A 26,139-nucleotide genomic window follows, 5' to 3' on the forward strand; every position below is an offset into this window, starting at 1 on the left:
TATGCACAGGGTGCACATACTGCGCGCATCCACTGCGACCGGGGGGTCTTCGTGAGACAGTCCGGGGTCCGGTAAAGGGGAAGGGAATCAAGAGACGATCTAATGAATACGCCTTATGATTCCACCGGTTCCCCGGAGCTGTCTCGCGACACGCTCGTCCCACCCCAGGATCTCAGCGCCGAACGATCTGTCCTCGGAGCGATGTTGCTCTCGCACGATGCGGTGGCCACCGTGGTGGAGGTTCTGCGTGGGCCAGATTTTTACTCACCAGCTCACGAGCTGATCTACGACTCCATCATTACACTCTACGGTCGTGGTGAACCCGCAGATGCGGTCACCGTCTCCGACATGCTTAACAAGCGTAAGGAGCTACCTCGTGTCGGGGGAGCCTCGTACATACACGAATTGGTCCAGTCCGTTCCGGCTGTCACCAGCGCGGAGTTCTACGCCGACATCGTCCAGGAGAAAGCGATTCTGCGTCGACTCGTGGACGTGGGCAACAGGATTAGCCGGATGGGCTACGCCCAAGACGGCGACGTGGACGACATTGTCAACGCTGCCCAGGGTGAGATGTACCGGGTGGCAGAGAACCAGCAATCCGAGGACTACGTCCGTCTTTCGGGCATCCTGGAGAACACCGTCGACGAGATCGAAGCCGCCGGTGATCACGCCGGTGGACTCTCGGGTGTTCCCACCGGTTTCTACGAGCTTGATGAGCTGACCCAGGGACTGCACCCCGGACAAATGGTCGTGGTGGCGGCCCGTCCTGCGGTGGGTAAATCGACGTTGGCTCTCGACCTGGCTCGTGCGGCGGCGATCGGCAACAACATGCCCACGGTCTTTTTCTCACTGGAAATGGGCCGCAATGAGATTGCGATGCGTCTGCTGTCGGCCGAAGCAACCATCGCGCTGTCTGATCTGCGTAAAGGTGCACTGGAATCCGAACACTGGACGAAAATCGCCGCCACCGTGGGACGGTTGAACGAAGCACCGTTCTTCATTGACGACTCACCCAATATGACGATGATGGAGATCCGGGCCAAATGCCGCCGCCTGAAGCAAAAGCACGACCTGAAACTAGTTGTGCTGGACTACTTGCAACTGATGAGCTCCGGCAAGCGGGTGGAATCACGTCAGCAAGAAGTCGCCGAGTTCTCTCGTGCCCTGAAGCTCTTAGCCAAGGAACTCGAGGTCCCGGTCATCGCGCTCTCGCAGCTCAATCGTGGCTCAGAACAGCGCACCGATAAGCGTCCGCAGATTTCTGATCTGCGTGAATCCGGTTCGATTGAACAGGATGCCGACATGGTCATTCTGCTGCACCGTGAAGACGTCTATGATAAGGAATCACCACGTGCTGGTGAGGCTGACCTGATCGTTGCCAAGCACCGTAATGGGCCGACCCGAACTATCGTCGTCGGCTTTCAGGGCCACTACTCCCGGTTCAACAACATGGCCCCTGAGGACGGCGGATTCTAGAGCCACTGATCTGCGCCTCAGTGCGGTGTCGGGCAGCACTTACTGGAAACACGCAAAAAGACGTGTCCGGTCGAGGTTTCTGATGACTCTGATGTGTCGATGAAAATGTGCTCGTCATCTCGCTTTTCCGTTCACACCTCCACTATTGTAGTAGTGATATAGATCACACTCCTATGGAAGGTCTGAACATGCTGATCCCCTCCCGTCTCGACCGTCAGCCGTTCTTCTCACGTCGCATGCACTGGATGAATATGCTCGATCTCCACGCCACTGATAGACCAGACGAGATTGGGTTGACCACCCAGACTGAGAACATTTCCTGGTGGGAGCTACAGCAGCGCGTGCAAGCCTTGGCCGCAGACCTTCAGCAACATCGGGGTGTACAACCCGGCGACCGTGTGCTGATCCTGTCGCTAAACAGCGCAGAATATATCATCGCCATGCTTGCCATTAATACCGTTGGTGCGATCAGCGTTCCGATCAATATTCGATCTGTGCCACGCGAGCTCGACTATTTTGTGTCAGATTCTGGTGCGAAAGTGATCTACGTCGACGCCATGGGCGCTCAGGCACTGGCTGGGTCCCAGAGCAAAGACCATATCCAGACCATTTCTCTGGTGGAGAATGTGCCCGAGATTGTGGCAGCCGGGGGAACCGCCGAGCCTTTGGACATCGATGAGAACTCGATTGCCATGATTGTCTATACCTCGGGGACCACCTCGGATCCGAAAGGGGTCATGCTCAGCTATTTGAATCTTTTGAGTCAGACCATTCCGGTGTATCGCAACGCGCCGGCCCCGGGAGATCTTCCTGAAACCAACCTCGTTGTGGTTCCGTTGTTCCATATCGCCGGCATCGGTGTCCTGACTCCGGCGTTTTTTGCCGGTACTCGTTTGGTGGTCGCTCCACCCCAGGTGCTCACAGATCTCGCAGCGCTGGTTGATCTCATCGAGAAAGAGCAGATCACCAATATGTTCTTGGTGCCGACAATCTGGCAAGCACTGTGTTCTCTACCCGGCATCACCGAGCGAGACCTCCCGTTACAGTCAATCTCGTGGGGAGGATCACCAGCCTCGAAAGAAACCCTGCAACTGATTGTGGACACTTTTCCAAAGGCAACGCTTTCCACGGCGTTCGGTCAGACCGAAATGTCACCCATTACCGCGTTGTTACAAGGCCCCGCATCACTGCGCAAGATGGGCTCCATCGGTGAACCAATCGGGCCGATCGCAGCTCGTATTGTCGACGCGGAAGGAAACGATGTCGCCCCCGGAGAAATGGGAGAAATTGTCTATCGTGGCCCGGGACTGATGGCCGGCTATTGGAATAAGCCCGAGGCGACCCAAGACGCTACCCGGGATGGCTGGTTTCACTCCGGGGATATGGTCCGACAAGATGAGGAAGGATTTATGTATGTCGTCGATCGGTCCAAGGACCTGATCATCTCCGGTGGTGAGAACATCTCCTCAATCGAAGTTGAGCATGCCGTCAGTACCCACCCGAAGGTGGCTGATGCTTCCGTGATTGGTGTCCCCGACGAGAAATGGGTGGAGACGCCACTGGCGATTGTGGTCCCCGATGATCCCGCGGATCCACCCACCTTAGCGGAGATTCACGATTTCCTCTCTGACAAGCTTGCCTCCTTCAAGAAGCCCACGCGCCTTGAGATCGTGGAGGAGTTACCCCGTAATGCTTCGGGCAAACTGCTCAAACACAAACTCCGAGGACAATACGCCCTGTAAAAACCAGACCCGTGGATCATCAGACAGCCGGCCACTTTGGCTCGTGGCATCTGTTCAACGGCCACGATTCCAGGTATAGATCTCACCGGTCCATGGCTGGTCGGCCTGATGTTGCGGTGCATAAAAGAGGCGGAACTGATCGGTGGCTGCTAGCTCCCGGGTAGTGGTGGCTTTCCACTCCTGGTGGGTCAGCCAGACCCGCTCCATGCGTTGGCGATATTCCTTGTTGGTTTGGCGGGCAAATCGCGGTCCATCGGTCACCGCATGGGGATCGTCCCGGTAGCGCATCGCGCCGATACGGATGATTGACACCGGAAGGCCGTGAATTTCGCTTGTCGAACGCAATAACGCTTCGGCGAAGGCCTTCGCTGCCCCGTAAAGACCATCTGGTCGTGGCAAGCTCGTCGGATGCGGCGTGTCGAGAACTCCTGTTTCGTAGAACTCAACTTCGTTCATCCCCGTCACATGGTTGCTGGACGCATAGATGAGACGCTTCACCCCCTTTTCGACGCAGACTTCGGCCACATTCTTTACGCCGTGGATCTCGGCCTCGAGGAGTCCGTGCCACCCCATCTTGGCGCCCGTGGGGAGGTACAAAACATTATCAGCATCGCCTAGCCCGTGACGTACCACTGCTTTATCGGCCACCGTACCCGTGGACCAGGCGTGGTATCCCACGATGTTGTGATGATCCAACACATCGAGGCCTATCAGAACCAGATCCTCGTCTGTGAAACACTGACCGGTGACCCGCCCGATCTCACCGGCAGCACCAACCACGGCCATGCGTGGTCTGCTGTGCGTAGCAGAAGTCGGGCACCAAGCGTTCAGTGTGGCCGTGGTGCTGTGCGGTAGTTCCACTTCCGGCACGAATGATTCTCCCTAAACCCAGTGGCCACCGTGGTTCGTCGCTGAGGGGGAATCAGCCCCTGCGGAACGTATCGGCTTGCTGTGCAGAATATGACGCAGATTCAGCATCCGCTGTTCCAAAGTCGAGGAGATCTCGGCGACTTCCTTCAGCTCGTCGATAGCCCACTGTGGCACATCGCCGTCGTATTTATAGTGCAACTTGTGCTCCAGCGAGGCCCAAAAGTCCATCGCCGACGTACGGAACTGGATCTCGACGGTGACATCCTGACGGCCTGATGACAGGAACACGGGCACCCGGATAATGGCGTGCAACGACTTATACCCGTTGGGCTTGGGGTTTTTGATGTAGTCCTTGACTTTCAGCACCGTGACATCATCTTGAGCTACCAGCATGTCAAAGATTTCATAGACGTCAGTGACGAAGCCACAGGTCACCCGCGCCCCGGCAATATCGGTGATGGTGCGTCGAATCTCGTCGGGGTCGAAAGCAATACCCTTACGTGAAGCCTTCGCCAACAGGGAGTCCATCGATTTCACGCGGGTGGAGATGTGCTCGATGGGGCTGTAGTCGTGGAGCTGGGTGAACTCATCGCGTAACACCGACAGCTTGGTTTCGACCTCCCGGAGCACAAACGTGTATTCGGCCATCATCGAATCCAAGTCTCTGCGCAACCGGTGAAGTTGTGCGGCCGAGAAAGACATGGTGCCCTCAGCGGTGTGGATATACACCTCATCGTGGGGTGTGACGCGTCGCAAGCTAGGAACCTGTCCCGCATAGCGCGCCACGGACCGCTGATCGGGAACAGACGGGGAAGTACTCATGAAACTCAGTCTAGAAATACAGCCTGCACGGAGTCTGAAAAGACCATACTAGAACCATGACTGACAAGGTGACATCGAGCCGATCTGAACAGCCCCATTTCACGCCTTCGCGTCGTTCTCAGGTGCCCCCGTTTCGGGTGATGACCATCTTGCAACGCGTCGCGGAGCTAACTGCCACCGGACAACCGGTGATTAGTCTGTGCGCCGGGGAGCCCTCTGGCGGAGCACCCACGGCGGTTACCGAAGCCGCGCGGAATATCCATGATGCGGCCGTGCCGCTGAACTACACCCCGTCGCTGGGTATCCAACCGTTGCGGGAAGCGATCGCAGAGCACTACCGTCGCTGGTACGACCTTGAGGTTCCCGTGTCACAGGTTGCTGTCACCACCGGGTCATCGGGTGGCTTCATGGTCGGTTTCTTGGCCGCCTTTGACGTGGGAGATCGGGTGGGATTGGCCCGCCCCGGTTACGCCGCTTACCGCAATGTGCTCCAAGCCTTAGGTTGTGAGGTCGTCGAAATCCCGGCCGGTGCGGAACAAGGGTTCCTGCCCAGCATTCGGGACCTGGAGCAGGCCAATGTCACCGGACTGGTCTTGGCCTCACCCAATAACCCCACCGGCACCATGGTTGAGCCCGCCAGCATGCAGCAACTGACCAGCTGGTGCGACGCCCACGGGGTGCGACTGTTCTCCGATGAGATTTACCACGGCATCACCTACTCCACCCGCGGGGTGAGTAGCTGGGAGTACTCCCGCACCGGCGTGGTGGTCAGCTCCTTCTCCAAATATTGGGGCATGCCTGGCTGGCGACTGGGCTGGTTACTATTGCCCGAAGATCTGGTAGCACCGGTGTCGGCACTGTCGGGCTCGGTCTCCCTGTGCCCACCGGCCGCCGGACAATACGCCGCGGTAGAAGCGTTCAGCGACACCGCGTACGCCGAATGCGATGCCCGTGTCAGCCAGTTCGCGGCCACGCGCTCGCTGATTCTCTCTCGGACTTCCGAACTGGGCTTTGACGACGCCGCGCCTGCCGATGGGGCGTTTTATTACTATGCCCGGCCCCCGAAGGCGGTGATGCAACGTTTCGGAACGGCCACCGCTTACGCCCAAGCACTGCTGGAATCCCACTACGTGGCCCTGACGCCGGGACTGGACTTTGATCCGGTGGACGGCGATGAGTTTATCCGCATCTCGTTTGCCGCCGGCACGGCCGCGGTGAATGAAGCCCTGGAACGGATCCAGCACTTCCACGCCCAGAACAGCTAGTCGGGCGCGTCCGATCTAGTTCTGCCGCAACGGCCGGGTCGCGACGGTCAACCGGTGTAGTTCCTCGAGCAGCTTGCCCAGCGACTTCTCATGGCGGTCGTTGACCTGTAGCGTATCGGAGTCAAAGTCGTAGCGGTTATATAGCAGGATCTGTTGCCCGATGGTGTACATCCCGTAGGGGGCCATGCTGACCCGCCATTGATCCACCGCACGGGCGCCACCCACGCCCCCGTAGGAGATGAAGCCGACCGGTTTGTGCTTCCACTGCACATCCAGCAGATCGTAGGCGTTTTTGAAATATCCCGGCGCCGCTCGGTTGTATTCCGGGGTGATGAACAAAAACCCCTCACAGACATCGACCGCATCGCGCCAGCGCACCAGATCGGCTGGCGCGTGCTGATCGGAGTGCTGATTGAAGTGTTCCAGTGGGGGTAGCTCGAAGTCCTTGAGGTCCAGCACCCTAAACTCGGCCGGATAATCGTGGGCCTCGAGATGGTTCCGCACCCAGTCGGCGACAGAATCGGCCTTGCGTGGGGTGCGGATCGAGCCGATGACCACTCCCAGCCGAGGGAGCTGATCTGCTGTGGTGTCGTTGTGCTCAGTCATATATCGAGCCTAGGGTCCTTGCCGTATTCAGCCCAGTCAACGACCGAACACGTGACGTTTTGTGTCACACGACATAGGCTGGAGCACAACAGCACGGGTACTGGTCGCACCGACCGGGCCCGAGACCGTATCAGCGATTGGACGAAAGGACTCTGATGAGCTCCGAGACGATTAACGCATTGAACGAGACCGGTAATGATCCCTTCGCCCGCCTAGACGATGCCGTGGCATTCACCGTGACCTCCACCAGCGTCACTGACGGTGAGCAATTCCCGCTCAAGCACTACTCGGGTGCCATGGGAGTTGACGGCGGAGAAGACATTTCCCCCCAGTTGTCCTGGTCGAACGCACCCGAGGGCACCAAATCATACGCCGTAACCGTCTATGATCCGGACGCTCCCACCGGCTCCGGATTCTGGCATTGGTCGGTGGGCAACATCCCCGCCTCGGTCACCGAGTTGCCCGAAGGTGCCGGCGCCGGCGACGGCTCCGGACTGCCCGAGGGCGCCTTCCAGCTCAACCACGACGGCGGTGGCCCCGGTTTCATCGGTGCCGCCCCACCGGCAGGCCACGGCCCACACCGCTACTTCATCACCGTCCACGCCCTGGATGTGGAATCCCTGGACATTCCCGCGGATTCATCCAACGCCTTCTTCGGCTTCAACCGCTTCGGCCACGTGCTGGGTCGTGCCACGATCGTGGTCACTGCCGAAGTCGATGGCTAACCATACTGGCTCACCAGCGGGCCACGGTGCTGTAGCTCGTTGGGCATTGTGGCGTCGCATAGGGTACGGGGCCACCGGTCTGATCGGACTGGTGGCCCTGACCACGTCCATTGCCCTGGGCTTCCGTCGCGACGGCGACCCGCCCGCCGGCAGTACCCTGACCGGACGCCTGACAGCCGGCTGGGAGCATGCGCTCAACCAACCCGCCTATTTCACCTTCATCTCGGTGGTGATGACCACACTGGTTTCCTGGTGGCTGGTGATCCGACCCCACTCCCGCTCGCCTGTGCTGCACGTGGTGCGCATTGCCGCGGTATGTTGCATGAGCATCACCGGACTGGTCTTCAATATTCTGCTCCGCGACGACTCAGTGCTGACCCCACTGCAACAGGTCAACGACTTCACCTCACACGTGGTGTTACCCATCCTGCTGGCTGTGGTCACCCTCCTGGTGGGCCCCTTCGGACAGGTGCGCTGGAGGAGAATTGCTATCTCGCTACTGATCCCCGCACTGTGGCTGGTGTTCACGCTGGTGCGTGGCCCGATCCTGGACTGGGTGCCCTATGACTTTTTGGACCACACCGCCCCCGGCGGATACACCACGGTGGCGACCTATTGTGCCGTGATTCTCACCGGCTACCTGGTGGTCGCCACCGTGTTATGGGGTTATGACCGTCTCAGGTCCCGTCGGGATCCGGAGGCACTCACCGCGGTGTCTTAGTCGCGCTGAGTGGAGAACACCTCGTCGATCGGGGTATCGCCATCAAAGAAGTCGATCTTGTGTCCGATCGATTCGGGGTGGTTCAGTGCTGCCACAATGGCTGAAGCCACATGAGCCCGCGAGGTTTCTCGACGCTCGTTCTCGTCACGGGGATGGTCTTCTGGAACCTCCATGATCTTGCCGGTGGGCTCCTCGAGGGTCAGCAGACCCGGTCCCAGGATGGTGTAGTCCAGTCCAGAGTTGCGCAGGTACTCATCGGCCTGCGACTTGGCTTCAGCGTAGGGGTAGAAGGAGTCGGTTTCCGCCACGCCGTGATCCCGACGGCACCCGGCATAGGAGATCAAAATGAACCGGGAGACTCGAGCCTGCTTGGCGGCATCAATCGAGCGTTTGGCTGCTTGCAGATCCACTGCGTAGGTGCGATCCGGATTGCCTCCGCCGGCACCGGCGGCGAAGATCACCGCATCCTGATCCGAAAAGGCCTCGGCCAAGTCATCCTGGCTGGCCTGCTCGAGATCCAACAGCTGGGCTGTGGCACCGGTGGCCTGAACATCGGGTATTTGCTCTTCCTGACGAATGACGGAGGTGACGGTGTTGGTCTTTTCGGTGAGCAACTGGGCCGCGCGTAGCGCAACCTTGCCGTGTCCACCCAGAATAATGTAGTGCGCCATGATTCCACCTTTCCGCTGTGTGCTACACCGGACGAGTCAGGCCCGGTGCCGTGTTCTTGCGGTGCTTTCACTACGCGTAACAGGTGCCCCGGTGATCTTATTCCGACCGATCCCAGGTAGCGTGTGAAGATATGAGCACCACCTCCGCAACGACCTCCTCACCCAACCGGTCAACCACGTCCACGGGCGTTGACTCCGTGGCAGTGGACGAACACGGCCACGCCGTGGCCGGGATGTTTGACGCCATCGCCGACCGCTACGACTTGATGAACCTGGTGATGACCTGGGGCCAAGAACCACGACTGATCCGCCGCACCGTCACCGCAGCCCGGCTCCCACAGGCCCCGGCGGTGCTCGATCTGGCCGCCGGCACCGGTGATCTGGCCTTCGCGGTGCTGTCTCGGTACTACGGCGCTGAGATCACCGCCTGCGATATTGCTCCGGAGATGATGGCCGTCGGTGCCGCCCGCCCCGGCGGAGACCAGATCAGGTGGGTGCAGGCCGATGCGATGGACCTGCCCTTTGCGGACCACAGTTTCGATGCGGTCACGCACGGCTATCTATTGCGCAACGTGACCGATATTTCGGCCACCCTGGCCGAACAATTCCGCGTGCTCAAACCCGGGGGGTGGATGGCAGCTCTGGAGATGTCACCGGCACCACGGAACGTGATCAAACCGTTCTCCACCGCCTACATCACCTGGGCGGTCCCGCGGATCGCCTCCTGGATCACCGACAACCCCGAGGCCTATGAATACTTGTCCCGAACCTCCCGAGGCTTCCATCCGCCCCAGGTGATCCAGCGTATGGCGCACGAGGCCGGTTTCCGCTCCACCGGCTACGAACTACACATGTTCGGCACGATGGCGATCCACTGGGGGCAAAAACCCCTGGACTAACACCCCTGGACTAACACTGCCTCAGGACTAGGGCGTGTCTGACAAAGTTTACGGTTGGTTTCTGAAACTCTTGAGTCATGTCTCGATTCCAGCTGCTCACTGATGACCAATGGGCTCTCATCGCTGACTACCTGCCAGCACCAACAGGCAAGCGCGGACGCCCCTTTTCCGATTCCAGGCAGATGATCGAAGGCATCATCTACCGCTACCGCACCGGCATCGCCTGGCGCGGCCTGCCCGAGACCTTCGGCAAATGGCAGACCGTGTGGACCTGGCACCGTCGCTTAGCCTCTGACGGCACCTGGGATGCCATCCACCAGGCGCTGACAGACTTTGCGGTGAAGAATGACAAGGTCGACTTCACCGTCTCAGTCGACTCCACGATCGCTCGTGCTCACCAGCACGCAACGAACATCAGCCGCGTAAAAAAGGGACTCGTCGAATTACAAGGATCTGCTGACCGACTCGCCTGACCACGCCTTCGGCCGCTCTCGTGGTGGCTTGTCGACAAAGACTCATCAGCTCGTCGATGGCCACGGACTGCCGTTAGTCACGATCTGCACTGCCGGCCAGGACGGCGACAGCCCCATGCTCGCTCCGCTACTGGAGAACCTGAAAGTCGGTCGACGCACCCGCCCAGATGCGCTCCTGGGTGACAAAGCCTACTCATCGAAAGCGAATCGCTCATTGCTGCGCTCACGAAAGATCGAGGCAGTTATCTCCGAGCCGGCCGATCAGCAAGGCCATCGTCTCCGGCGAGGATCAAAGGGCGGCCGTCCACCGAAGTTCAACGCAATCAAGTACAAGCGCCGCAATGTCATCGAGCGTGGTTACGCCCGTATGAAACAGTGGCGAGGACTGGCCACACGATATGACAAACTCGCCATCATCTACCGGGCCGCTATCGTGCTCAACGGTGTCATCGCTTGGTTACAACATTTATCAGACACGCCCTAGCCGTCAACCGCGCCCGCGCCACCGGCACCCCCACCGTATTCTGGCTCGACGAGAACCGCGCCCACGACGCCAACCTGATCTCCAAGGTCAACGAATATCTCGAGGACCTGGATACCGACGGGCTGGACCTGCGCATCATGGCGCCGAAGGAAGCCACCCAGTTCTCGGGGGATCGTATCCGCCGCGGCGAGGACACCATCTCGGTGACCGGCAATGTGTTGCGCGACTACCTCACCGACCTGTTCCCGATCCTGGAACTGGGCACCTCGGCGAAGATGCTCTCCATCGTTCCGCTGATCAACGGCGGTGGCCTCTTCGAGACCGGCGCCGGCGGCTCCGCTCCGAAGCATGTGCAGCAGTTCGTGGAGGAGAACCACCTGCGCTGGGACTCCCTCGGCGAGTTCCTGGCCCTGGCCGTGTCCTTCGAGCACGAGGCTGCTTCGAACGGCAACCAGCGCGCTCAGGTGCTGGCCGACACCTTGGATCGTGCCACCGGCAAGGTGCTCGAGGAGGGCCGTTCCCCGTCGCGTAAGGTCGGCGAGATCGACAACCGCGGCTCGCACTTCTACCTGGGCCTGTACTGGGCCGAGGAACTGGCGGCACAGACCGACGACGCCGAGCTGGCAGAGCGGATCAAGCCTGTTGCCGAGCAGCTGCGTGCCAACGAGCAGCAAATCGTCGAGGAGCTGAGAACCGCTCAGGGTGCCCCCGTCGAGATCGAGGGCTACTACTACCCGAAGCAGGCTCTCGTCTCGGACGCAATGCGCCCGTCGGCGACGCTGAACGCCATCATCGACGCGCTGTGACACTGCGCTGACAATCGCCGCTGGGCTGACCACCAGCCCAGGCGCCGACATCAACAGGACGCACTGCCCTTCGGGGTGGTGCGTCCTGTTTTATTCACGGCACGGATTCGTGATGCTAAGAGACGAGATTGGTGATCGCGATGCCGACAATGAGCGCACCCAGCAGCGTCAGCCCGGAGCCGCTGACAGTGCGCATATGCCGCTCTAGCCAGGCGTCCAAGCGCCGGAGGAGAGGATCGATCCGATGGCCTAATGCCAGGCGAAACACCGTGAGGATGCCGGCCGGAGCCATCATAACTGCACAGTAGATGAAGACCCAGAGAATGATCGATTCCCACGACATCTCTGCGTCCGTCATCGCCACGATTGCTCCGACATAGGGAACCATCGTGGCGAATTCGATCCCGAACGCCAGCAGAGCAAGCCAAACGAGTCCACGTGACGAACCAGCCGTCATGGCCTGGTTTCGCCATCGAAAGAGTGCGTTCCCGGAGTCTTGCGCGCTGCCGCGTACGTTGCGGATGAGCAGGGTGAGCCCGAACGTAATGATCAGGGCCCCGATCGTTGTTTGGCCGCCGACAAGCAATGCGTCGGGTGCCGAAGAAATCCAGGATTGGAATGCATTGAATAGGGATGCCGCCCCGGCCGCCACGGCTAATCCCATTGCGAAGTACGCGAGCGTCAGCGTCAACAAGTAGGAGCCGATCCGTGCCTTGCTCAGCCGACCGGGAGACAGCAACAACCACAAGGGGATGAGAGACGTGCCGAGGCTGGTGCTGTCGATGAGTGCCAGGCCAATGATCAGGAAAGCAAGGGGTGCAGTCATGTTGGTGTCCTCGGGATCGTAGTCGTACCGAAGTCGAGACTAGCATAGCTGACATGCATCACAGAAATAACAGAGATAACTGTGATCTCTATGATTTAGTTTACTATTGAACCTCACGGGAGTCAAAGATCTTGAAAATAGTTCATCTAATAGTTATGACACATTCACGTGTTATCTCTGGTATCTTTTTTACTGGCTGACGGTCAATGCCCCCGCTGCATTTGCTGGATTTTCCAGATTCAAAGCAATGCGCGGTTCCGAGACACATGAAGTGAGGGTCAGTTGAGAGCCGAAAGTTCCGTTACGAATCAGATGTCAATGGAGATGCTATGGAACACAAGATGATTAGCCTGACAGCCGCACAAGAGGAATTTTGGTACAGCCAAGTGCTGTCGAACGGCAAGGATGGCCGCTTCGTCAGAGAGTTCGTCGACATTTTCGAGGATGTTGACTTACCCCGAATGGAAGAGTCACTGCGTCGAGTCGTCCTACGTACTGAGGCTCTGGGCCTAATAATTGACATTGCAGAAGCATTGCCGCAGCAACATCTTCGGAGCAACGTTCCGAACGTTCACGCCTTGGATTTCTCCAGCTCGTCCGATCCGGAAGGCGCATTCGACCAGTGGCTTGCTCCCTGGCATGAGCGGTTAACACCATTGTCCTCCGGGTATAGCCACGTTTTCGCCGTCGCTCGCATGCGCGACAGGCACTATCGCATTGATTTCGCGGCTCACCACTATCACCTTGATGGTTATGCTGGCGCTCTGATCGTCCGTGAGGTCATGAATGAATATCGGGGCCGCGCCACTGAGTCTTCGACTGAGTCAGTCGCTAGATTCGGTGACTTGAGCGGGTTTATCGAACGGGACCGTCAATACCGTGAGTCGAACCACTTAGTGAGGGACCGCGAGTATTGGCAGAATCAGGCGCAACGGCTCGGTCGACGTGCAAGCTTGAGTAGTGCTCCCCCCAGTCGCGCTACGAACAATCACATATTCCGCTCGACGATGTCCAACGATTTGTTCGATGAGCTTACCCGGACTGGAAAATCAATCCCTGCAACCTTGCTTGCTGCTGCAGCAGTTTTGTTGCATCCGACCGTGGGCGACGGAGATATTCCCGTCGGTTTAGCTCTTGCTGCGCGATTCTCCCGAAAAGATCGTGAAACACCGGCGACTGCAGCGAACATCCTCCCAGTGCCGATTCATACCACTGCGGAAATGACGTTCGAAGAGGTTGTTGCCAATGCTGAAGTGGGACTTGCTGGCGTGCTGAGGCATCAGCGCTACCGGGCTTCTCGCCTTAGTCGAGACTTGCGCCTGGAGTCAGGGGTGACCGAAGTGGCGGGTCTTACCGTGAATTACATGGGCTCGTTTGATTCAGGCCTCGAAGGTATCAAGAGTCGTCTCACCGTGGTTAACAATGGCCTGACTGACGACGCCTTCGTCTCGGTGTACCACCCAGAAATTGGCACGACTGAGGCTCTTTGGTACACCAATGATCAGATGCATACCGAATCCGAAACTCAGCGACAACTGCAACAGTTCATTAGGGCGTTGGTTGCTGTGGTGGATGATCCGCATCAGTTTGTTGGCAATGTTGATTTGGCCGGTGATGAGTTGCGCGATCAGTTGGAGTCTTTCAACCAGACCGGGACTGTTGCGGTTCCGGCTGTGTTGCCGGACTTGTTTGCTCAGCAGGTTGCTTTGCATTCGCAGCGGCTTGCGGTGAGTGGGGCTGATGATGGCCTGACGTATGAGCAATTGGATCGGGAATCTAACCGTGTTGCCCGGTATCTGATTGATCTTGGTGTTGGGCCGGAGTCGATCGTGGCGATTCTTTTGCCGCGGGGTGTTGATGCTTTGGTATCTATTTTGGGAGTGATCAAGGCTGGTGGTGCGTACTTGCCGGTGGATCCGGAGTATCCGCTGGAGCGGATTGATTACATTTTGAATGATGCGTGCCCGAGCTTCGTGGTGGCGAGTTCGTCGAGAGGATCTGGTCGTTCCGGTGAGATTCTGATTGAAGATCGTCCTTGGCAAGCTGTGTCTGATCGTGTTGTTGAGCAGCAGGACCGGGTTCGTGCTCTGGGTGTGGATGATCCGGCTTACTTGATCTATACATCGGGATCAACTGGTAAGCCCAAGGGAGTTTTGGTCACTCACCGCGGCCTCGCGGACTTCGTAACTACTGAATCCGCAGCCTTTGGTGTCGGTCCAGGTCAGCGATTTATGCATATGGCATCGACCAGCTTCGATATCTCCGTCGAGGAAATTTTCGTCACCCTCTGTTCTGGCGCGGAACTATCAATCGTCGAAGGATCCAAATCTTCTGTAGATGCAGATTTGGTCACAACTATTCGCAAAGTCAAGCCGTCCCACATGTCACTAACCCCTGCCTTGTTGGCTACAGTCGATCCTGACGAGGTCCCTGAAGGTCTGGTCGTTGTCGTAGGCGGAGAAGCCTGCACATCGTCTCTAGTCGAGGATTGGTCGAAGAACCACTCACTTTTTAACACATATGGTCCGACGGAGAGTTCTGTGGTGTCGACGTTGACGGGTGCGTTGGTGCCGGGGGAGGACGCGCCGAGTATTGGTCGGCCGTTCCCGGGTACCTCTATTTATGTGTTGGATGGGAATCTGAATCCGTGTCCGGTGGGAGTGACGGGTGAGCTGTTTATTGCTGGTATTGGGTTGGCGCGAGGTTATTTCCGTCGGCCGGGTCTAACAGCTGAGCGGTTCATTGCTGATCCTTTTGCTGGTGGTGGTGCTCGTATGTATCGTTCGGGCGATCTTGCTCGTTGGAATGAGCACGGTGAGGTGGTCTTTGAAGGCCGTAATGATGATCAGGTGAAGATCCGTGGTTTCCGGGTGGAGACCGGTGAAGTTGAGGCTGCGTTGCTTCGAGTGCCGGGGGTAGCTCAGGCGACCGTTATGGTGCGTGAGGATATGCCTGGGCACCGTCAGCTGGTCGGGTATGTGGTTGCTGGGAGTGATGATGTTGAGCCGGCGTTGGTTCGTGAGCAGTTGCGGCAGTGGTTGCCGGACTACATGGTTCCTGCGGCGGTCGTTGAGTTGGAAAAGATTCCGTTGACGCATAACGGTAAGACTGATTTCCGGCAGTTGCCGCGACCGGAGTTGGATGATGCTCGGCTGATTGTGGAGCCTGTGTCGGAGACGGAGCGGGTTCTGGTGCAGTTGTATTCGGAGGTCCTGGGATTGGACTCGGTGAGTACTGATGAGTCGTTCTTTGCTTTGGGCGGGGATTCGATTATGGCGATTCAGTTAGTCAACCGCATACGAGCGCGGGGTCTATCGGTGAAACCTGCCGATGTTTTCTCTTCCCCAACTGTGAGGGACCTATCGTCTCGTATCTGTGAGGTGGATGCCGAGGGGGCAAATTCCCCGGTTGAACTAGGAAGTACTACAACCAACGAGACCAGCGACCGAACTCAGAATGAAAAGGTACTGGTGGAACTTAACCACTCGCAGATGGACTCGCTGGTTGCTCTCTACGGAGGCTCCACGCGATGAACCCCATTTCTGAAGTTCTGCCGACGACGAGCCTGCAAGATGGAATCCTCTTTCACTCCACCTTTGACGTCACCACCAACCCGGACGCATACAATACACAGCTTAAGTTCGGATTGCGTGGTGAAATTGACGAGCGCGCTCTCGAGATTGCATTGCAGCATCTCGTCGACCGCCACCAGACTCTGCGAGCGAGATTTCCTTCCGGGCCGGATGGCGACACTCTGCAGGTGATTCTAAAGCAAGGGTCAGTTCATTTTCAGGCTCAGGTTGCCGATCTTGATGAATCCGCCGAACTTATCACCAGGCAGCGGTTGGTTCCTTTTGACTTGGAACAGGGGCCATTGATTCGTGCTGGTTTGTTCAGTCTTCCTTCTGGAGACCAGCACGTTCTTTCTCTAGTAATTCATCACATCGTGATCGACGGGTGGTCTATACCTATTCTTCTGCGTGATCTGTTTTCGGCTTATGCTCACGGGCCGGAATCATTCACGACCCCGTCTGTTCCGTTGCGAAATTTCTATGAGTGGTATTCCTGTCTGGACAAGGACGTAGCTCGGGAACGTTGGATACAAGCTTTGGAGGATGTTGAACAGCCTTGTCTCGTTGCCCCCGATGCAGGGGCTGACAAATCTTCTCTACATCAGCTCACTACAGCGGAGTTGCCAGAAGAGCTTACGGCTTCGATCCGTGGGACTGCTCAGAAGTTGGGTGTCACGACGAACATCATCCTAGAAACTACATGGGCGATGGTGTTGTCACACATCACAGGTGAACCCACGGTCGTGTTCGGTGAACCGGTCTCTGGACGTGAAGGAGACTTTGAGGGAGTGCATGATCTTGTTGGCATGCTTCTCAATACGGTTCCGGTAAGTCTCACAGTTCGAGGTGATGTGACCCTGGCCGAGCTGATTCGTGAACGTTTGGATCGGCACATTAGCACTTTGGACCATCAGCATCTTCCGTTGACAGAAATTGCCCACGCGATCGGGCAGAAGACACTGTTTGATTCCTTGTTCGTCTTCGAAAACGCGCCCATCGGCTCGATCGGGGACAACGGACCCGATGATGTTGAGATTGTTGATTTCGAGGTAAACGACCACACGGCCTATCCGCTTGCAATAAAGATCGTCCCAGACAACGCACTCACCATAAATGTTGATTATCGGTCGGATGTGTTCTCCGCTACGGAAGTTGCTGCGTGGATGTCTGCTTGGCAGCGGGCGTTGGTTGCTGTGGTGGATGATCCGCATCAGTTTGTTGGCAATGTTGATTTGGCCGGTGATGAGTTGCGCGATCAGTTGGAGTCTTTCAACCAGACCGGGACTGTTGCGGTTCCGGCTGTGTTGCCGGACTTGTTTGCTCAGCAGGTTGCTTTGCATTCGCAGCGGCTTGCGGTGAGTGGGGCTGATGATGGCCTGACGTATGAGCAATTGGATCGGGAATCTAACCGTGTTGCCCGGTATCTGATTGATCTTGGTGTTGGGCCGGAGTCGATCGTGGCGATTCTTTTGCCGCGGGGTGTTGATGCTTTGGTATCTATTTTGGGAGTGATCAAGGCTGGTGGTGCGTACTTGCCGGTGGATCCGGAGTATCCGCTGGAGCGGATTGATTACATTTTGAATGATGCGTGCCCGAGCTTCGTGGTGGCGAGTTCGTCGAGAGGATCTGGTCGTTCCGGTGAGATTCTGATTGAAGATCGTCCTTGGCAAGCTGTGTCTGATCGTGTTGTTGAGCAGCAGGACCGGGTTCGTGCTCTGGGTGTGGATGATCCGGCTTACTTGATCTATACATCGGGATCAACTGGTAAGCCCAAGGGAGTTTTGGTCACTCACCGCGGCCTCGCGGATCTTGCTGGCCAGCAGCAGCGATCTCTGGAAGTTACGCCGAATAGTCGGGTTCTTCAGTTCGCTTCGCTGAGTTTTGACGCTGCCGTATATGAGATGGTCATGGCTTGGTGTAGCGGTGCGTGTCTGATTTCGGTGGGATCTGCAGATTTGGTACCCGGAACGACTTTGGCAGAAACGGTGAAGCGAGAAGGCGTGACGCACGCTGTACTGACTCCGAGCGTTCTGAAGGTCTGCAACCCAGACGACTTCAGCGGAATAACACATCTAGTAGTTGCTGCCGAAGCGTGTTCGGCAGAGCTTGTTCAAGAATGGGCGCCAGGTCGGCTTATGGTCAACGCATATGGCCCGACTGAAGACACCGTTAATTCCACGATCACGGGTGCGTTGGTGCCGGGGGAGGACGCGCCGAGTATTGGTCGGCCGTTCCCGGGTACCTCTATTTATGTGTTGGATGGGAATCTGAATCCGTGTCCGGTGGGAGTGACGGGTGAGCTGTTTATTGCTGGTATTGGGTTGGCGCGAGGTTATTTCCGTCGGCCGGGTCTAACAGCTGAGCGGTTCATTGCTGATCCTTTTGCTGGTGGTGGTGCTCGTATGTATCGTTCGGGCGATCTTGCTCGTTGGAATGAGCACGGTGAGGTGGTCTTTGAAGGCCGTAATGATGATCAGGTGAAGATCCGTGGTTTCCGGGTGGAGACCGGTGAAGTTGAGGCTGCGTTGCTTCGAGTGCCGGGGGTAGCTCAGGCGACCGTTATGGTGCGTGAGGATATGCCTGGGCACCGTCAGCTGGTCGGGTATGTGGTTGCTGGGAGTGATGATGTTGAGCCGGCGTTGGTTCGTGAGCAGTTGCGGCAGTGGTTGCCGGACTACATGGTTCCTGCGGCGGTCGTTGAGTTGGAAAAGATTCCGTTGACGCATAACGGTAAGACTGATTTCCGGCAGTTGCCGCGACCGGAGTTGGATGATGCTCGGCTGATTGTGGAGCCTGTGTCGGAGACGGAGCGGGTTCTGGTGCAGTTGTATTCGGAGGTCCTGGGATTGGACTCGGTGAGTACTGATGAGTCGTTCTTTGCTTTGGGCGGGGATTCGATTATGGCGATTCAGTTAGTCAACCGCATACGAGCGCGGGGTCTATCGGTGAAACCTGCCGATGTTTTCTCTTCCCCAACTGTGAGGGACCTATCGTCTCGTATCTGTGAGGTGGATGCCGAGGGGGCAAATTCCCCGGTTGAACTAGGAAGTACTACAACCAACGAGACCAGCGACCGAACTCAGAATGAAAAGGTACTGGTGGAACTTAACCACTCGCAGATGGACTCGCTGGTTGCTCTCTACGGAGGCTCCACGCGATGAACCCCATTTCTGAAGTTCTGCCGACGACGAGCCTGCAAGATGGAATCCTCTTTCACTCCACCTTTGACGTCACCACCAACCCGGACGCATACAATACACAGCTTAAGTTCGGATTGCGTGGTGAAATTGACGAGCGCGCTCTCGAGATTGCATTGCAGCATCTCGTCGACCGCCACCAGACTCTGCGAGCGAGATTTCCTTCCGGGCCGGATGGCGACACTCTGCAGGTGATTCTAAAGCAAGGGTCAGTTCATTTTCAGGCTCAGGTTGCCGATCTTGATGAATCCGCCGAACTTATCACCAGGCAGCGGTTGGTTCCTTTTGACTTGGAACAGGGGCCATTGATTCGTGCTGGTTTGTTCAGTCTTCCTTCTGGAGACCAGCACGTTCTTTCTCTAGTAATTCATCACATCGTGATCGACGGGTGGTCTATACCTATTCTTCTGCGTGATCTGTTTTCGGCTTATGCTCACGGGCCGGAATCATTCACGACCCCGTCTGTTCCGTTGCGAAATTTCTATGAGTGGTATTCCTGTCTGGACAAGGACGTAGCTCGGGAACGTTGGATACAAGCTTTGGAGGATGTTGAACAGCCTTGTCTCGTTGCCCCCGATGCAGGGGCTGACAAATCTTCTCTACATCAGCTCACTACAGCGGAGTTGCCAGAAGAGCTTACGGCTTCGATCCGTGGGACTGCTCAGAAGTTGGGTGTCACGACGAACATCATCCTAGAAACTACATGGGCGATGGTGTTGTCACACATCACAGGTGAACCCACGGTCGTGTTCGGTGAACCGGTCTCTGGACGTGAAGGAGACTTTGAGGGAGTGCATGATCTTGTTGGCATGCTTCTCAATACGGTTCCGGTAAGTCTCACAGTTCGAGGTGATGTGACCCTGGCCGAGCTGATTCGTGAACGTTTGGATCGGCACATTAGCACTTTGGACCATCAGCATCTTCCGTTGACAGAAATTGCCCACGCGATCGGGCAGAAGACACTGTTTGATTCCTTGTTCGTCTTCGAAAACGCGCCCATCGGCTCGATCGGGGACAACGGACCCGATGATGTTGAGATTGTTGATTTCGAGGTAAACGACCACACGGCCTATCCGCTTGCAATAAAGATCGTCCCAGACAACGCACTCACCATAAATGTTGATTATCGGTCGGATGTGTTCTCCGCTACGGAAGTTGCTGCGTGGATGTCTGCTTGGCAGCGGGCGTTGGTTGCTGTGGTGGATGATCCGCATCAGTTTGTTGGCAATGTTGATTTGGCCGGTGATGAGTTGCGCGATCAGTTGGAGTCTTTCAACCAGACCGGGACTGTTGCGGTTCCGGCTGTGTTGCCGGACTTGTTTGCTCAGCAGGTTGCTTTGCATTCGCAGCGGCTTGCGGTGAGTGGGGCTGATGATGGCCTGACGTATGAGCAATTGGATCGGGAATCTAACCGTGTTGCCCGGTATCTGATTGATCTTGGTGTTGGGCCGGAGTCGATCGTGGCGATTCTTTTGCCGCGGGGTGTTGATGCTTTGGTATCTATTTTGGGAGTGATCAAGGCTGGTGGTGCGTACTTGCCGGTGGATCCGGAGTATCCGCTGGAGCGGATTGATTACATTTTGAATGATGCGTGCCCGAGCTTCGTGGTGGCGAGTTCGTCGAGAGGATCTGGTCGTTCCGGTGAGATTCTGATTGAAGATCGTCCTTGGCAAGCTGTGTCTGATCGTGTTGTTGAGCAGCAGGACCGGGTTCGTGCTCTGGGTGTGGATGATCCGGCTTACTTGATCTATACATCGGGATCAACTGGTAAGCCCAAGGGAGTTTTGGTCACTCACCGCGGCCTCGCGGATCTTGCTGGCCAGCAGCAGCGATCTCTGGAAGTTACGCCGAATAGTCGGGTTCTTCAGTTCGCTTCGCTGAGTTTTGACGCTGCCGTATATGAGATGGTCATGGCTTGGTGTAGCGGTGCGTGTCTGATTTCGGTGGGATCTGCAGATTTGGTACCCGGAACGACTTTGGCAGAAACGGTGAAGCGAGAAGGCGTGACGCACGCTGTACTGACTCCGAGCGTTCTGAAGGTCTGCAACCCAGACGACTTCAGCGGAATAACACATCTAGTAGTTGCTGCCGAAGCGTGTTCGGCAGAGCTTGTTCAAGAATGGGCGCCAGGTCGGCTTATGGTCAACGCATATGGCCCGACTGAAGACACCGTTAATTCCACGATCACGGGTGCGTTGGTGCCGGGGGAGGACGCGCCGAGTATTGGTCGGCCGTTCCCGGGTACCTCTATTTATGTGTTGGATGGGAATCTGAATCCGTGTCCGGTGGGAGTGACGGGTGAGCTGTTTATTGCTGGTATTGGGTTGGCGCGAGGTTATTTCCGTCGGCCGGGTCTAACAGCTGAGCGGTTCATTGCTGATCCTTTTGCTGGTGGTGGTGCTCGTATGTATCGTTCGGGCGATCTTGCTCGTTGGAATGAGCACGGTGAGGTGGTCTTTGAAGGCCGTAATGATGATCAGGTGAAGATCCGTGGTTTCCGGGTGGAGACCGGTGAAGTTGAGGCTGCGTTGCTTCGAGTGCCGGGGGTAGCTCAGGCGACCGTTATGGTGCGTGAGGATATGCCTGGGCACCGTCAGCTGGTCGGGTATGTGGTTGCTGGGAGTGATGATGTTGAGCCGGCGTTGGTTCGTGAGCAGTTGCGGCAGTGGTTGCCGGACTACATGGTTCCTGCGGCGGTCGTTGAGTTGGAAAAGATTCCGTTGACGCATAACGGTAAGACTGATTTCCGGCAGTTGCCGCGACCGGAGTTGGATGATGCTCGGCTGATTGTGGAGCCTGTGTCGGAGACGGAGCGGGTTCTGGTGCAGTTGTATTCGGAGGTCCTGGGATTGGACTCGGTGAGTACTGATGAGTCGTTCTTTGCTTTGGGCGGGGATTCGATTATGGCGATTCAGTTAGTCAACCGCATACGAGCGCGGGGTCTATCGGTGAAACCTGCCGATGTTTTCTCTTCCCCAACTGTGAGGGACCTATCGTCTCGTATCTGTGAGGTGGATGCCGAGGGGGCAAATTCCCCGGTTGAACTAGGAAGTACTACAACCAACGAGACCAGCGAAGCCAATTCCAAACCAGTGGCTTCGTCTGGAGATGAATCCAACCTCCTGCCGTTGACAGGGCTGCAGACGGGCATTCATTCGTTGAGCCTGATCGAAAGGGATTCATCGCCCGGCGTTTACAACGTAGGACTCGCGATTGGACTGAGCGGGAAGTTGGACCATCTTCGACTGGGCGAGGCTTTTAGGAGCGTAGTCGGTCGCCATGATTCGTTGCGAGCAACTTTCGTCGCGAATGAGGTTGGAGTCGTGTCACAAAGAGTGGCACCGCACGGCGAACTAGGCGGCGGGTTCTCCATCGAATTTGAATCAGTGTTGTCTGATCGGGAGGCTTGGCATGCGGCCGAGGCTCTGCGGTTGGTTCCTTTTGACTTGGAACAGGGGCCATTGATTCGTGCTGGTTTGTTCAGTCTTCCTTCTGGAGACCAGCACGTTCTTTCTCTAGTAATTCATCACATCGTGATCGACGGGTGGTCTATACCTATTCTTCTGCGTGATCTGTTTTCGGCTTATGCTCACGGGCCGGAATCATTCACGACCCCGTCTGTTCCGTTGCGAAATTTCTATGAGTGGTATTCCTGTCTGGACAAGGACGTAGCTCGGGAACGTTGGATACAAGCTTTGGAGGATGTTGAACAGCCTTGTCTCGTTGCCCCCGATGCAGGGGCTGACAAATCTTCTCTACATCAGCTCACTACAGCGGAGTTGCCAGAAGAGCTTACGGCTTCGATCCGTGGGACTGCTCAGAAGTTGGGTGTCACGACGAACATCATCCTAGAAACTACATGGGCGATGGTGTTGTCACACATCACAGGTGAACCCACGGTCGTGTTCGGTGAACCGGTCTCTGGACGTGAAGGAGACTTTGAGGGAGTGCATGATCTTGTTGGCATGCTTCTCAATACGGTTCCGGTAAGTCTCACAGTTCGAGGTGATGTGACCCTGGCCGAGCTGATTCGTGAACGTTTGGATCGGCACATTAGCACTTTGGACCATCAGCATCTTCCGTTGACAGAAATTGCCCACGCGATCGGGCAGAAGACACTGTTTGATTCCTTGTTCGTCTTCGAAAACGCGCCCATCGGCTCGATCGGGGACAACGGACCCGATGATGTTGAGATTGTTGATTTCGAGGTAAACGACCACACGGCCTATCCGCTTGCAATAAAGATCGTCCCAGACAACGCACTCACCATAAATGTTGATTATCGGTCGGATGTGTTCTCCGCTACGGAAGTTGCTGCGTGGATGTCTGCTTGGCAGCGGGCGTTGGTTGCTGTGGTGGATGATCCGCATCAGTTTGTTGGCAATGTTGATTTGGCCGGTGATGAGTTGCGCGATCAGTTGGAGTCTTTCAACCAGACCGGGACTGTTGCGGTTCCGGCTGTGTTGCCGGACTTGTTTGCTCAGCAGGTTGCTTTGCATTCGCAGCGGCTTGCGGTGAGTGGGGCTGATGATGGCCTGACGTATGAGCAATTGGATCGGGAATCTAACCGTGTTGCCCGGTATCTGATTGATCTTGGTGTTGGGCCGGAGTCGATCGTGGCGATTCTTTTGCCGCGGGGTGTTGATGCTTTGGTATCTATTTTGGGAGTGATCAAGGCTGGTGGTGCGTACTTGCCGGTGGATCCGGAGTATCCGCTGGAGCGGATTGATTACATTTTGAATGATGCGTGCCCGAGCTTCGTGGTGGCGAGTTCGTCGAGAGGATCTGGTCGTTCCGGTGAGATTCTGATTGAAGATCGTCCTTGGCAAGCTGTGTCTGATCGTGTTGTTGAGCAGCAGGACCGGGTTCGTGCTCTGGGTGTGGATGATCCGGCTTACTTGATCTATACATCGGGATCAACTGGTAAGCCCAAGGGAGTTTTGGTCACTCACCGCGGCCTCGCGGACTTCGTAACTACTGAATCCGCAGCCTTTGGTGTCGGTCCAGGTCAGCGATTTATGCATATGGCATCGACCAGCTTCGATATCTCCGTCGAGGAAATTTTCGTCACCCTCTGTTCTGGCGCGGAACTATCAATCGTCGAAGGATCCAAATCTTCTGTAGATGCAGATTTGGTCACAACTATTCGCAAAGTCAAGCCGTCCCACATGTCACTAACCCCTGCCTTGTTGGCTACAGTCGATCCTGACGAGGTCCCTGAAGGTCTGGTCGTTGTCGTAGGCGGAGAAGCCTGCACATCGTCTCTAGTCGAGGATTGGTCGAAGAACCACTCACTTTTTAACACATATGGTCCGACGGAGAGTTCTGTGGTGTCGACGTTGACGGGTGCGTTGGTGCCGGGGGAGGACGCGCCGAGTATTGGTCGGCCGTTCCCGGGTACCTCTATTTATGTGTTGGATGGGAATCTGAATCCGTGTCCGGTGGGAGTGACGGGTGAGCTGTTTATTGCTGGTATTGGGTTGGCGCGAGGTTATTTCCGTCGGCCGGGTCTAACAGCTGAGCGGTTCATTGCTGATCCTTTTGCTGGTGGTGGTGCTCGTATGTATCGTTCGGGCGATCTTGCTCGTTGGAATGAGCACGGTGAGGTGGTCTTTGAAGGCCGTAATGATGATCAGGTGAAGATCCGTGGTTTCCGGGTGGAGACCGGTGAAGTTGAGGCTGCGTTGCTTCGAGTGCCGGGGGTAGCTCAGGCGACCGTTATGGTGCGTGAGGATATGCCTGGGCACCGTCAGCTGGTCGGGTATGTGGTTGCTGGGAGTGATGATGTTGAGCCGGCGTTGGTTCGTGAGCAGTTGCGGCAGTGGTTGCCGGACTACATGGTTCCTGCGGCGGTCGTTGAGTTGGAAAAGATTCCGTTGACGCATAACGGTAAGACTGATTTCCGGCAGTTGCCGCGACCGGAGTTGGATGATGCTCGGCTGATTGTGGAGCCTGTGTCGGAGACGGAGCGGGTTCTGGTGCAGTTGTATTCGGAGGTCCTGGGATTGGACTCGGTGAGTACTGATGAGTCGTTCTTTGCTTTGGGCGGGGATTCGATTATGGCGATTCAGTTAGTCAACCGCATACGAGCGGAACTAAAATTAGACGTAACGGCTCGACTTGTTTACAACTGCCCGAGTATCTCTGCATTGGCGTCTGCATTGACCGCAGGCCTCTCCGATATAGATGAACCGCATGTATTAACACTCCGAGAAGGAACGGGTGCGCCCGTCGTCGCAATTCATCCTGGCGCCGGCACCGGGCACGTGTATTCGCGGCTTTTACCCGTTATCCCACAGGGCCGTCCCTTTTACGCGGTACAGGCACCGGAGTACTTCGGGGATGTCTCGGATTCGAGTATCGAGCTGCTTGCTCGTCGCCATATGGAAGGGCTCTCCGGGGTCGTTCAAGATTGGAAACGAACTACGTTGGTCGGATGGTCCAGCGGCGGCACGGTTGCCGCAGAGATCGTTCGCCAGTTGGAAGAGCGTGGTGAAGCGGTTTCATCGTTGGTAGTTATTGATTCGGTAGATCCTGCGGTTGCTGGTGCGAACCAGGCACAGGTGACTGAGTCAGACATCGTGACGCTGCTTGCTCGGCATGCTGAAATCAGCCTGAACGATCTTTCTCCTTCAGTGATCAGCGGCGTCGACAGCTTCTATGCATGGGCGGAGCACAGTGGGGCAACTAACGTCCTTCCAACAAAGACAGATGCACTCCGCATGGGTCGTTGTTTGGACAGAATGGGAGCGTTACTAAATGGTCACGTGGATCCCTCCCATATCTCCGCTGACGTTTTGGTCATCGTTGCGTCTACGGGTGCTACGTCAGCACTTGATACAGATGCCCATTGGCGCCACCGCGCGAACGGCGAGGTGAAGTCGGTCTCTGTCCCGACAACACATGATGAGCTTCTGACTGAGGCTGGTATTAGAAGTTTCGAAGGTTCATTGCGCGTTTGGCTCGATTCTCACTAGATATAGA

Annotated in this window: 15 protein-coding genes and 1 pseudogene; 11 read left to right on the forward strand and 5 right to left on the reverse strand. The window is 56.7% G+C overall.

The window, feature by feature from the left end; genetic code table 11:
- The first annotated feature begins 102 nt into the window (after nt 1-102).
- Complete coding sequence (gene dnaB, locus QDX22_RS08625) at nt 103-1,476, forward strand: replicative DNA helicase (protein WP_110098893.1); 1,374 nt, start codon at nt 103-105, stop codon at nt 1,474-1,476.
- A 188-nt stretch (nt 1,477-1,664) separates the two neighbouring features.
- On the forward strand, nt 1,665-3,218 hold the full coding sequence (locus QDX22_RS08630) for an AMP-binding protein (protein ID WP_279673335.1): 1,554 nt from the start codon (nt 1,665-1,667) through the stop codon (nt 3,216-3,218).
- A 54-nt stretch (nt 3,219-3,272) separates the two neighbouring features.
- On the opposite strand, the gene QDX22_RS08635 is transcribed toward QDX22_RS08630, so the two are convergent.
- Together QDX22_RS08635 and QDX22_RS08640 are read right to left on the reverse strand one after the other, a co-directional pair.
- Complete coding sequence (locus tag QDX22_RS08635; RefSeq protein ID WP_279717751.1) at nt 3,273-4,004, reverse strand: NAD-dependent epimerase/dehydratase family protein; 732 nt, start codon at nt 4,002-4,004, stop codon at nt 3,273-3,275.
- Nucleotides 4,005-4,100: 96 nt separating this feature from the next.
- On the reverse strand, nt 4,101-4,910 hold the full coding sequence (locus QDX22_RS08640) for a GTP pyrophosphokinase (protein WP_341849178.1): 810 nt from the start codon (nt 4,908-4,910) through the stop codon (nt 4,101-4,103).
- Between the two features lie 140 nt (nt 4,911-5,050).
- Here QDX22_RS08640 and QDX22_RS08645 point away from each other — a divergent pair, with 140 nt between their 5' ends.
- Nucleotides 5,051-6,175: an aminotransferase class I/II-fold pyridoxal phosphate-dependent enzyme gene (locus QDX22_RS08645; RefSeq protein WP_341849179.1), complete on the forward strand. Its 1,125-nt coding sequence runs from the start codon at nt 5,051-5,053 to the stop codon at nt 6,173-6,175.
- A 15-nt stretch (nt 6,176-6,190) separates the two neighbouring features.
- Here QDX22_RS08645 and QDX22_RS08650 read toward each other — a convergent pair whose 3' ends face one another.
- Nucleotides 6,191-6,781 carry an NADPH-dependent FMN reductase gene (locus tag QDX22_RS08650; RefSeq protein ID WP_279717753.1) on the reverse strand — a complete coding sequence of 197 codons (591 nt, stop codon included), beginning with the start codon at nt 6,779-6,781 and terminating at the stop codon, nt 6,191-6,193.
- 155 nt (nt 6,782-6,936) lie between these two features.
- On the opposite strand from QDX22_RS08650, the gene QDX22_RS08655 reads away from it, so the two are divergent.
- Both QDX22_RS08655 and QDX22_RS08660 read left to right on the forward strand, forming a co-directional pair.
- Nucleotides 6,937-7,506 (forward strand): YbhB/YbcL family Raf kinase inhibitor-like protein, encoded by a 570-nt coding sequence (locus tag QDX22_RS08655; RefSeq protein ID WP_279717754.1) that lies wholly within the window; start codon nt 6,937-6,939, stop codon nt 7,504-7,506.
- Nucleotides 7,499-8,227: a Pr6Pr family membrane protein gene (locus QDX22_RS08660; protein WP_279674606.1), complete on the forward strand. Its 729-nt coding sequence runs from the start codon at nt 7,499-7,501 to the stop codon at nt 8,225-8,227. The genes QDX22_RS08655 and QDX22_RS08660 overlap by 8 nt, the downstream gene beginning before the upstream one ends.
- Here QDX22_RS08660 and QDX22_RS08665 read toward each other — a convergent pair.
- On the reverse strand, nt 8,224-8,898 hold the full coding sequence (locus tag QDX22_RS08665; protein WP_279673331.1) for an SDR family oxidoreductase: 675 nt from the start codon (nt 8,896-8,898) through the stop codon (nt 8,224-8,226). The genes QDX22_RS08660 and QDX22_RS08665 overlap by 4 nt on opposite strands.
- A gap of 131 nt (nt 8,899-9,029) precedes the next feature.
- Between QDX22_RS08665 and QDX22_RS08670 the strand changes: the two genes are divergently transcribed.
- From QDX22_RS08670 to QDX22_RS08680, 3 genes and pseudogenes are all read left to right on the forward strand, one after another.
- Entirely contained in the window at nt 9,030-9,797 is a 768-nt protein-coding gene (locus QDX22_RS08670) for a ubiquinone/menaquinone biosynthesis methyltransferase (RefSeq protein WP_279674607.1), read from the forward strand.
- A gap of 77 nt (nt 9,798-9,874) precedes the next feature.
- A protein-coding gene (locus QDX22_RS08675; protein WP_279672667.1) for an IS5 family transposase occupies nt 9,875-10,754 on the forward strand; the annotation gives its coding sequence in 2 pieces (ribosomal slippage) (nt 9,875-10,231 and nt 10,233-10,754; 879 coding nt in all).
- Nucleotides 10,751-11,560, forward strand: a pseudogene (locus tag QDX22_RS08680) (NADP-dependent isocitrate dehydrogenase); the annotation flags it as partial. The gene QDX22_RS08675 and the pseudogene QDX22_RS08680, both read left to right, overlap by 4 nt.
- 115 nt (nt 11,561-11,675) lie before the next feature.
- Here the strand turns inward: QDX22_RS08680 and QDX22_RS08685 are convergent.
- Nucleotides 11,676-12,386, reverse strand: coding sequence for a GAP family protein (locus tag QDX22_RS08685; protein WP_279672668.1), 711 nt, complete (start codon nt 12,384-12,386; stop codon nt 11,676-11,678).
- A gap of 329 nt (nt 12,387-12,715) precedes the next feature.
- On the opposite strand from QDX22_RS08685, the gene QDX22_RS08690 reads away from it, so the two are divergent.
- From QDX22_RS08690 to QDX22_RS08700, 3 genes are read left to right on the forward strand one after another with little or no spacing between them, the layout of a single operon-like run.
- On the forward strand, nt 12,716-15,919 hold the full coding sequence (locus QDX22_RS08690; RefSeq protein WP_279717755.1) for a non-ribosomal peptide synthetase: 3,204 nt from the start codon (nt 12,716-12,718) through the stop codon (nt 15,917-15,919).
- Nucleotides 15,916-19,119 (forward strand): non-ribosomal peptide synthetase, encoded by a 3,204-nt coding sequence (locus QDX22_RS08695; protein ID WP_279717756.1) that lies wholly within the window; start codon nt 15,916-15,918, stop codon nt 19,117-19,119. The genes QDX22_RS08690 and QDX22_RS08695 overlap by 4 nt, the downstream gene beginning before the upstream one ends.
- Nucleotides 19,116-26,132 (forward strand): non-ribosomal peptide synthetase, encoded by a 7,017-nt coding sequence (locus tag QDX22_RS08700; protein WP_279723916.1) that lies wholly within the window; start codon nt 19,116-19,118, stop codon nt 26,130-26,132. The genes QDX22_RS08695 and QDX22_RS08700 overlap by 4 nt, the downstream gene beginning before the upstream one ends.
- The last annotated feature ends 7 nt before the right edge of the window (nt 26,133-26,139 follow it).

The sequence above is a fragment of the Auritidibacter ignavus genome (assembly GCF_029853775.1).
Classification (GTDB): domain Bacteria; phylum Actinomycetota; class Actinomycetes; order Actinomycetales; family Micrococcaceae; genus Auritidibacter; species Auritidibacter ignavus.

Bases quoted from the DNA above. Each gene is read 5' to 3' on its own strand.
- dnaB (WP_110098893.1), top strand. From the start codon at position 103: ATGAATACGCCTTATGATTCCACCGGTTCCCCGGAGCTGTCTCGCGAC.
- QDX22_RS08630 (WP_279673335.1), top strand. From the start codon at position 1,665: ATGCTGATCCCCTCCCGTCTCGACCGTCAGCCGTTCTTCTCACGTCGC.
- QDX22_RS08635 (WP_279717751.1), bottom strand. From the start codon at position 4,004: ATGGCCGTGGTTGGTGCTGCCGGTGAGATCGGGCGGGTCACCGGTCAG.
- QDX22_RS08640 (WP_341849178.1), bottom strand. From the start codon at position 4,910: ATGAGTACTTCCCCGTCTGTTCCCGATCAGCGGTCCGTGGCGCGCTAT.
- QDX22_RS08645 (WP_341849179.1), top strand. From the start codon at position 5,051: ATGACCATCTTGCAACGCGTCGCGGAGCTAACTGCCACCGGACAACCG.
- QDX22_RS08650 (WP_279717753.1), bottom strand. From the start codon at position 6,781: ATGACTGAGCACAACGACACCACAGCAGATCAGCTCCCTCGGCTGGGA.
- QDX22_RS08655 (WP_279717754.1), top strand. From the start codon at position 6,937: ATGAGCTCCGAGACGATTAACGCATTGAACGAGACCGGTAATGATCCC.
- QDX22_RS08660 (WP_279674606.1), top strand. From the start codon at position 7,499: ATGGCTAACCATACTGGCTCACCAGCGGGCCACGGTGCTGTAGCTCGT.
- QDX22_RS08665 (WP_279673331.1), bottom strand. From the start codon at position 8,898: ATGGCGCACTACATTATTCTGGGTGGACACGGCAAGGTTGCGCTACGC.
- QDX22_RS08670 (WP_279674607.1), top strand. From the start codon at position 9,030: ATGAGCACCACCTCCGCAACGACCTCCTCACCCAACCGGTCAACCACG.
- QDX22_RS08685 (WP_279672668.1), bottom strand. From the start codon at position 12,386: ATGACTGCACCCCTTGCTTTCCTGATCATTGGCCTGGCACTCATCGAC.
- QDX22_RS08690 (WP_279717755.1), top strand. From the start codon at position 12,716: ATGGAACACAAGATGATTAGCCTGACAGCCGCACAAGAGGAATTTTGG.
- QDX22_RS08695 (WP_279717756.1), top strand. From the start codon at position 15,916: ATGAACCCCATTTCTGAAGTTCTGCCGACGACGAGCCTGCAAGATGGA.
- QDX22_RS08700 (WP_279723916.1), top strand. From the start codon at position 19,116: ATGAACCCCATTTCTGAAGTTCTGCCGACGACGAGCCTGCAAGATGGA.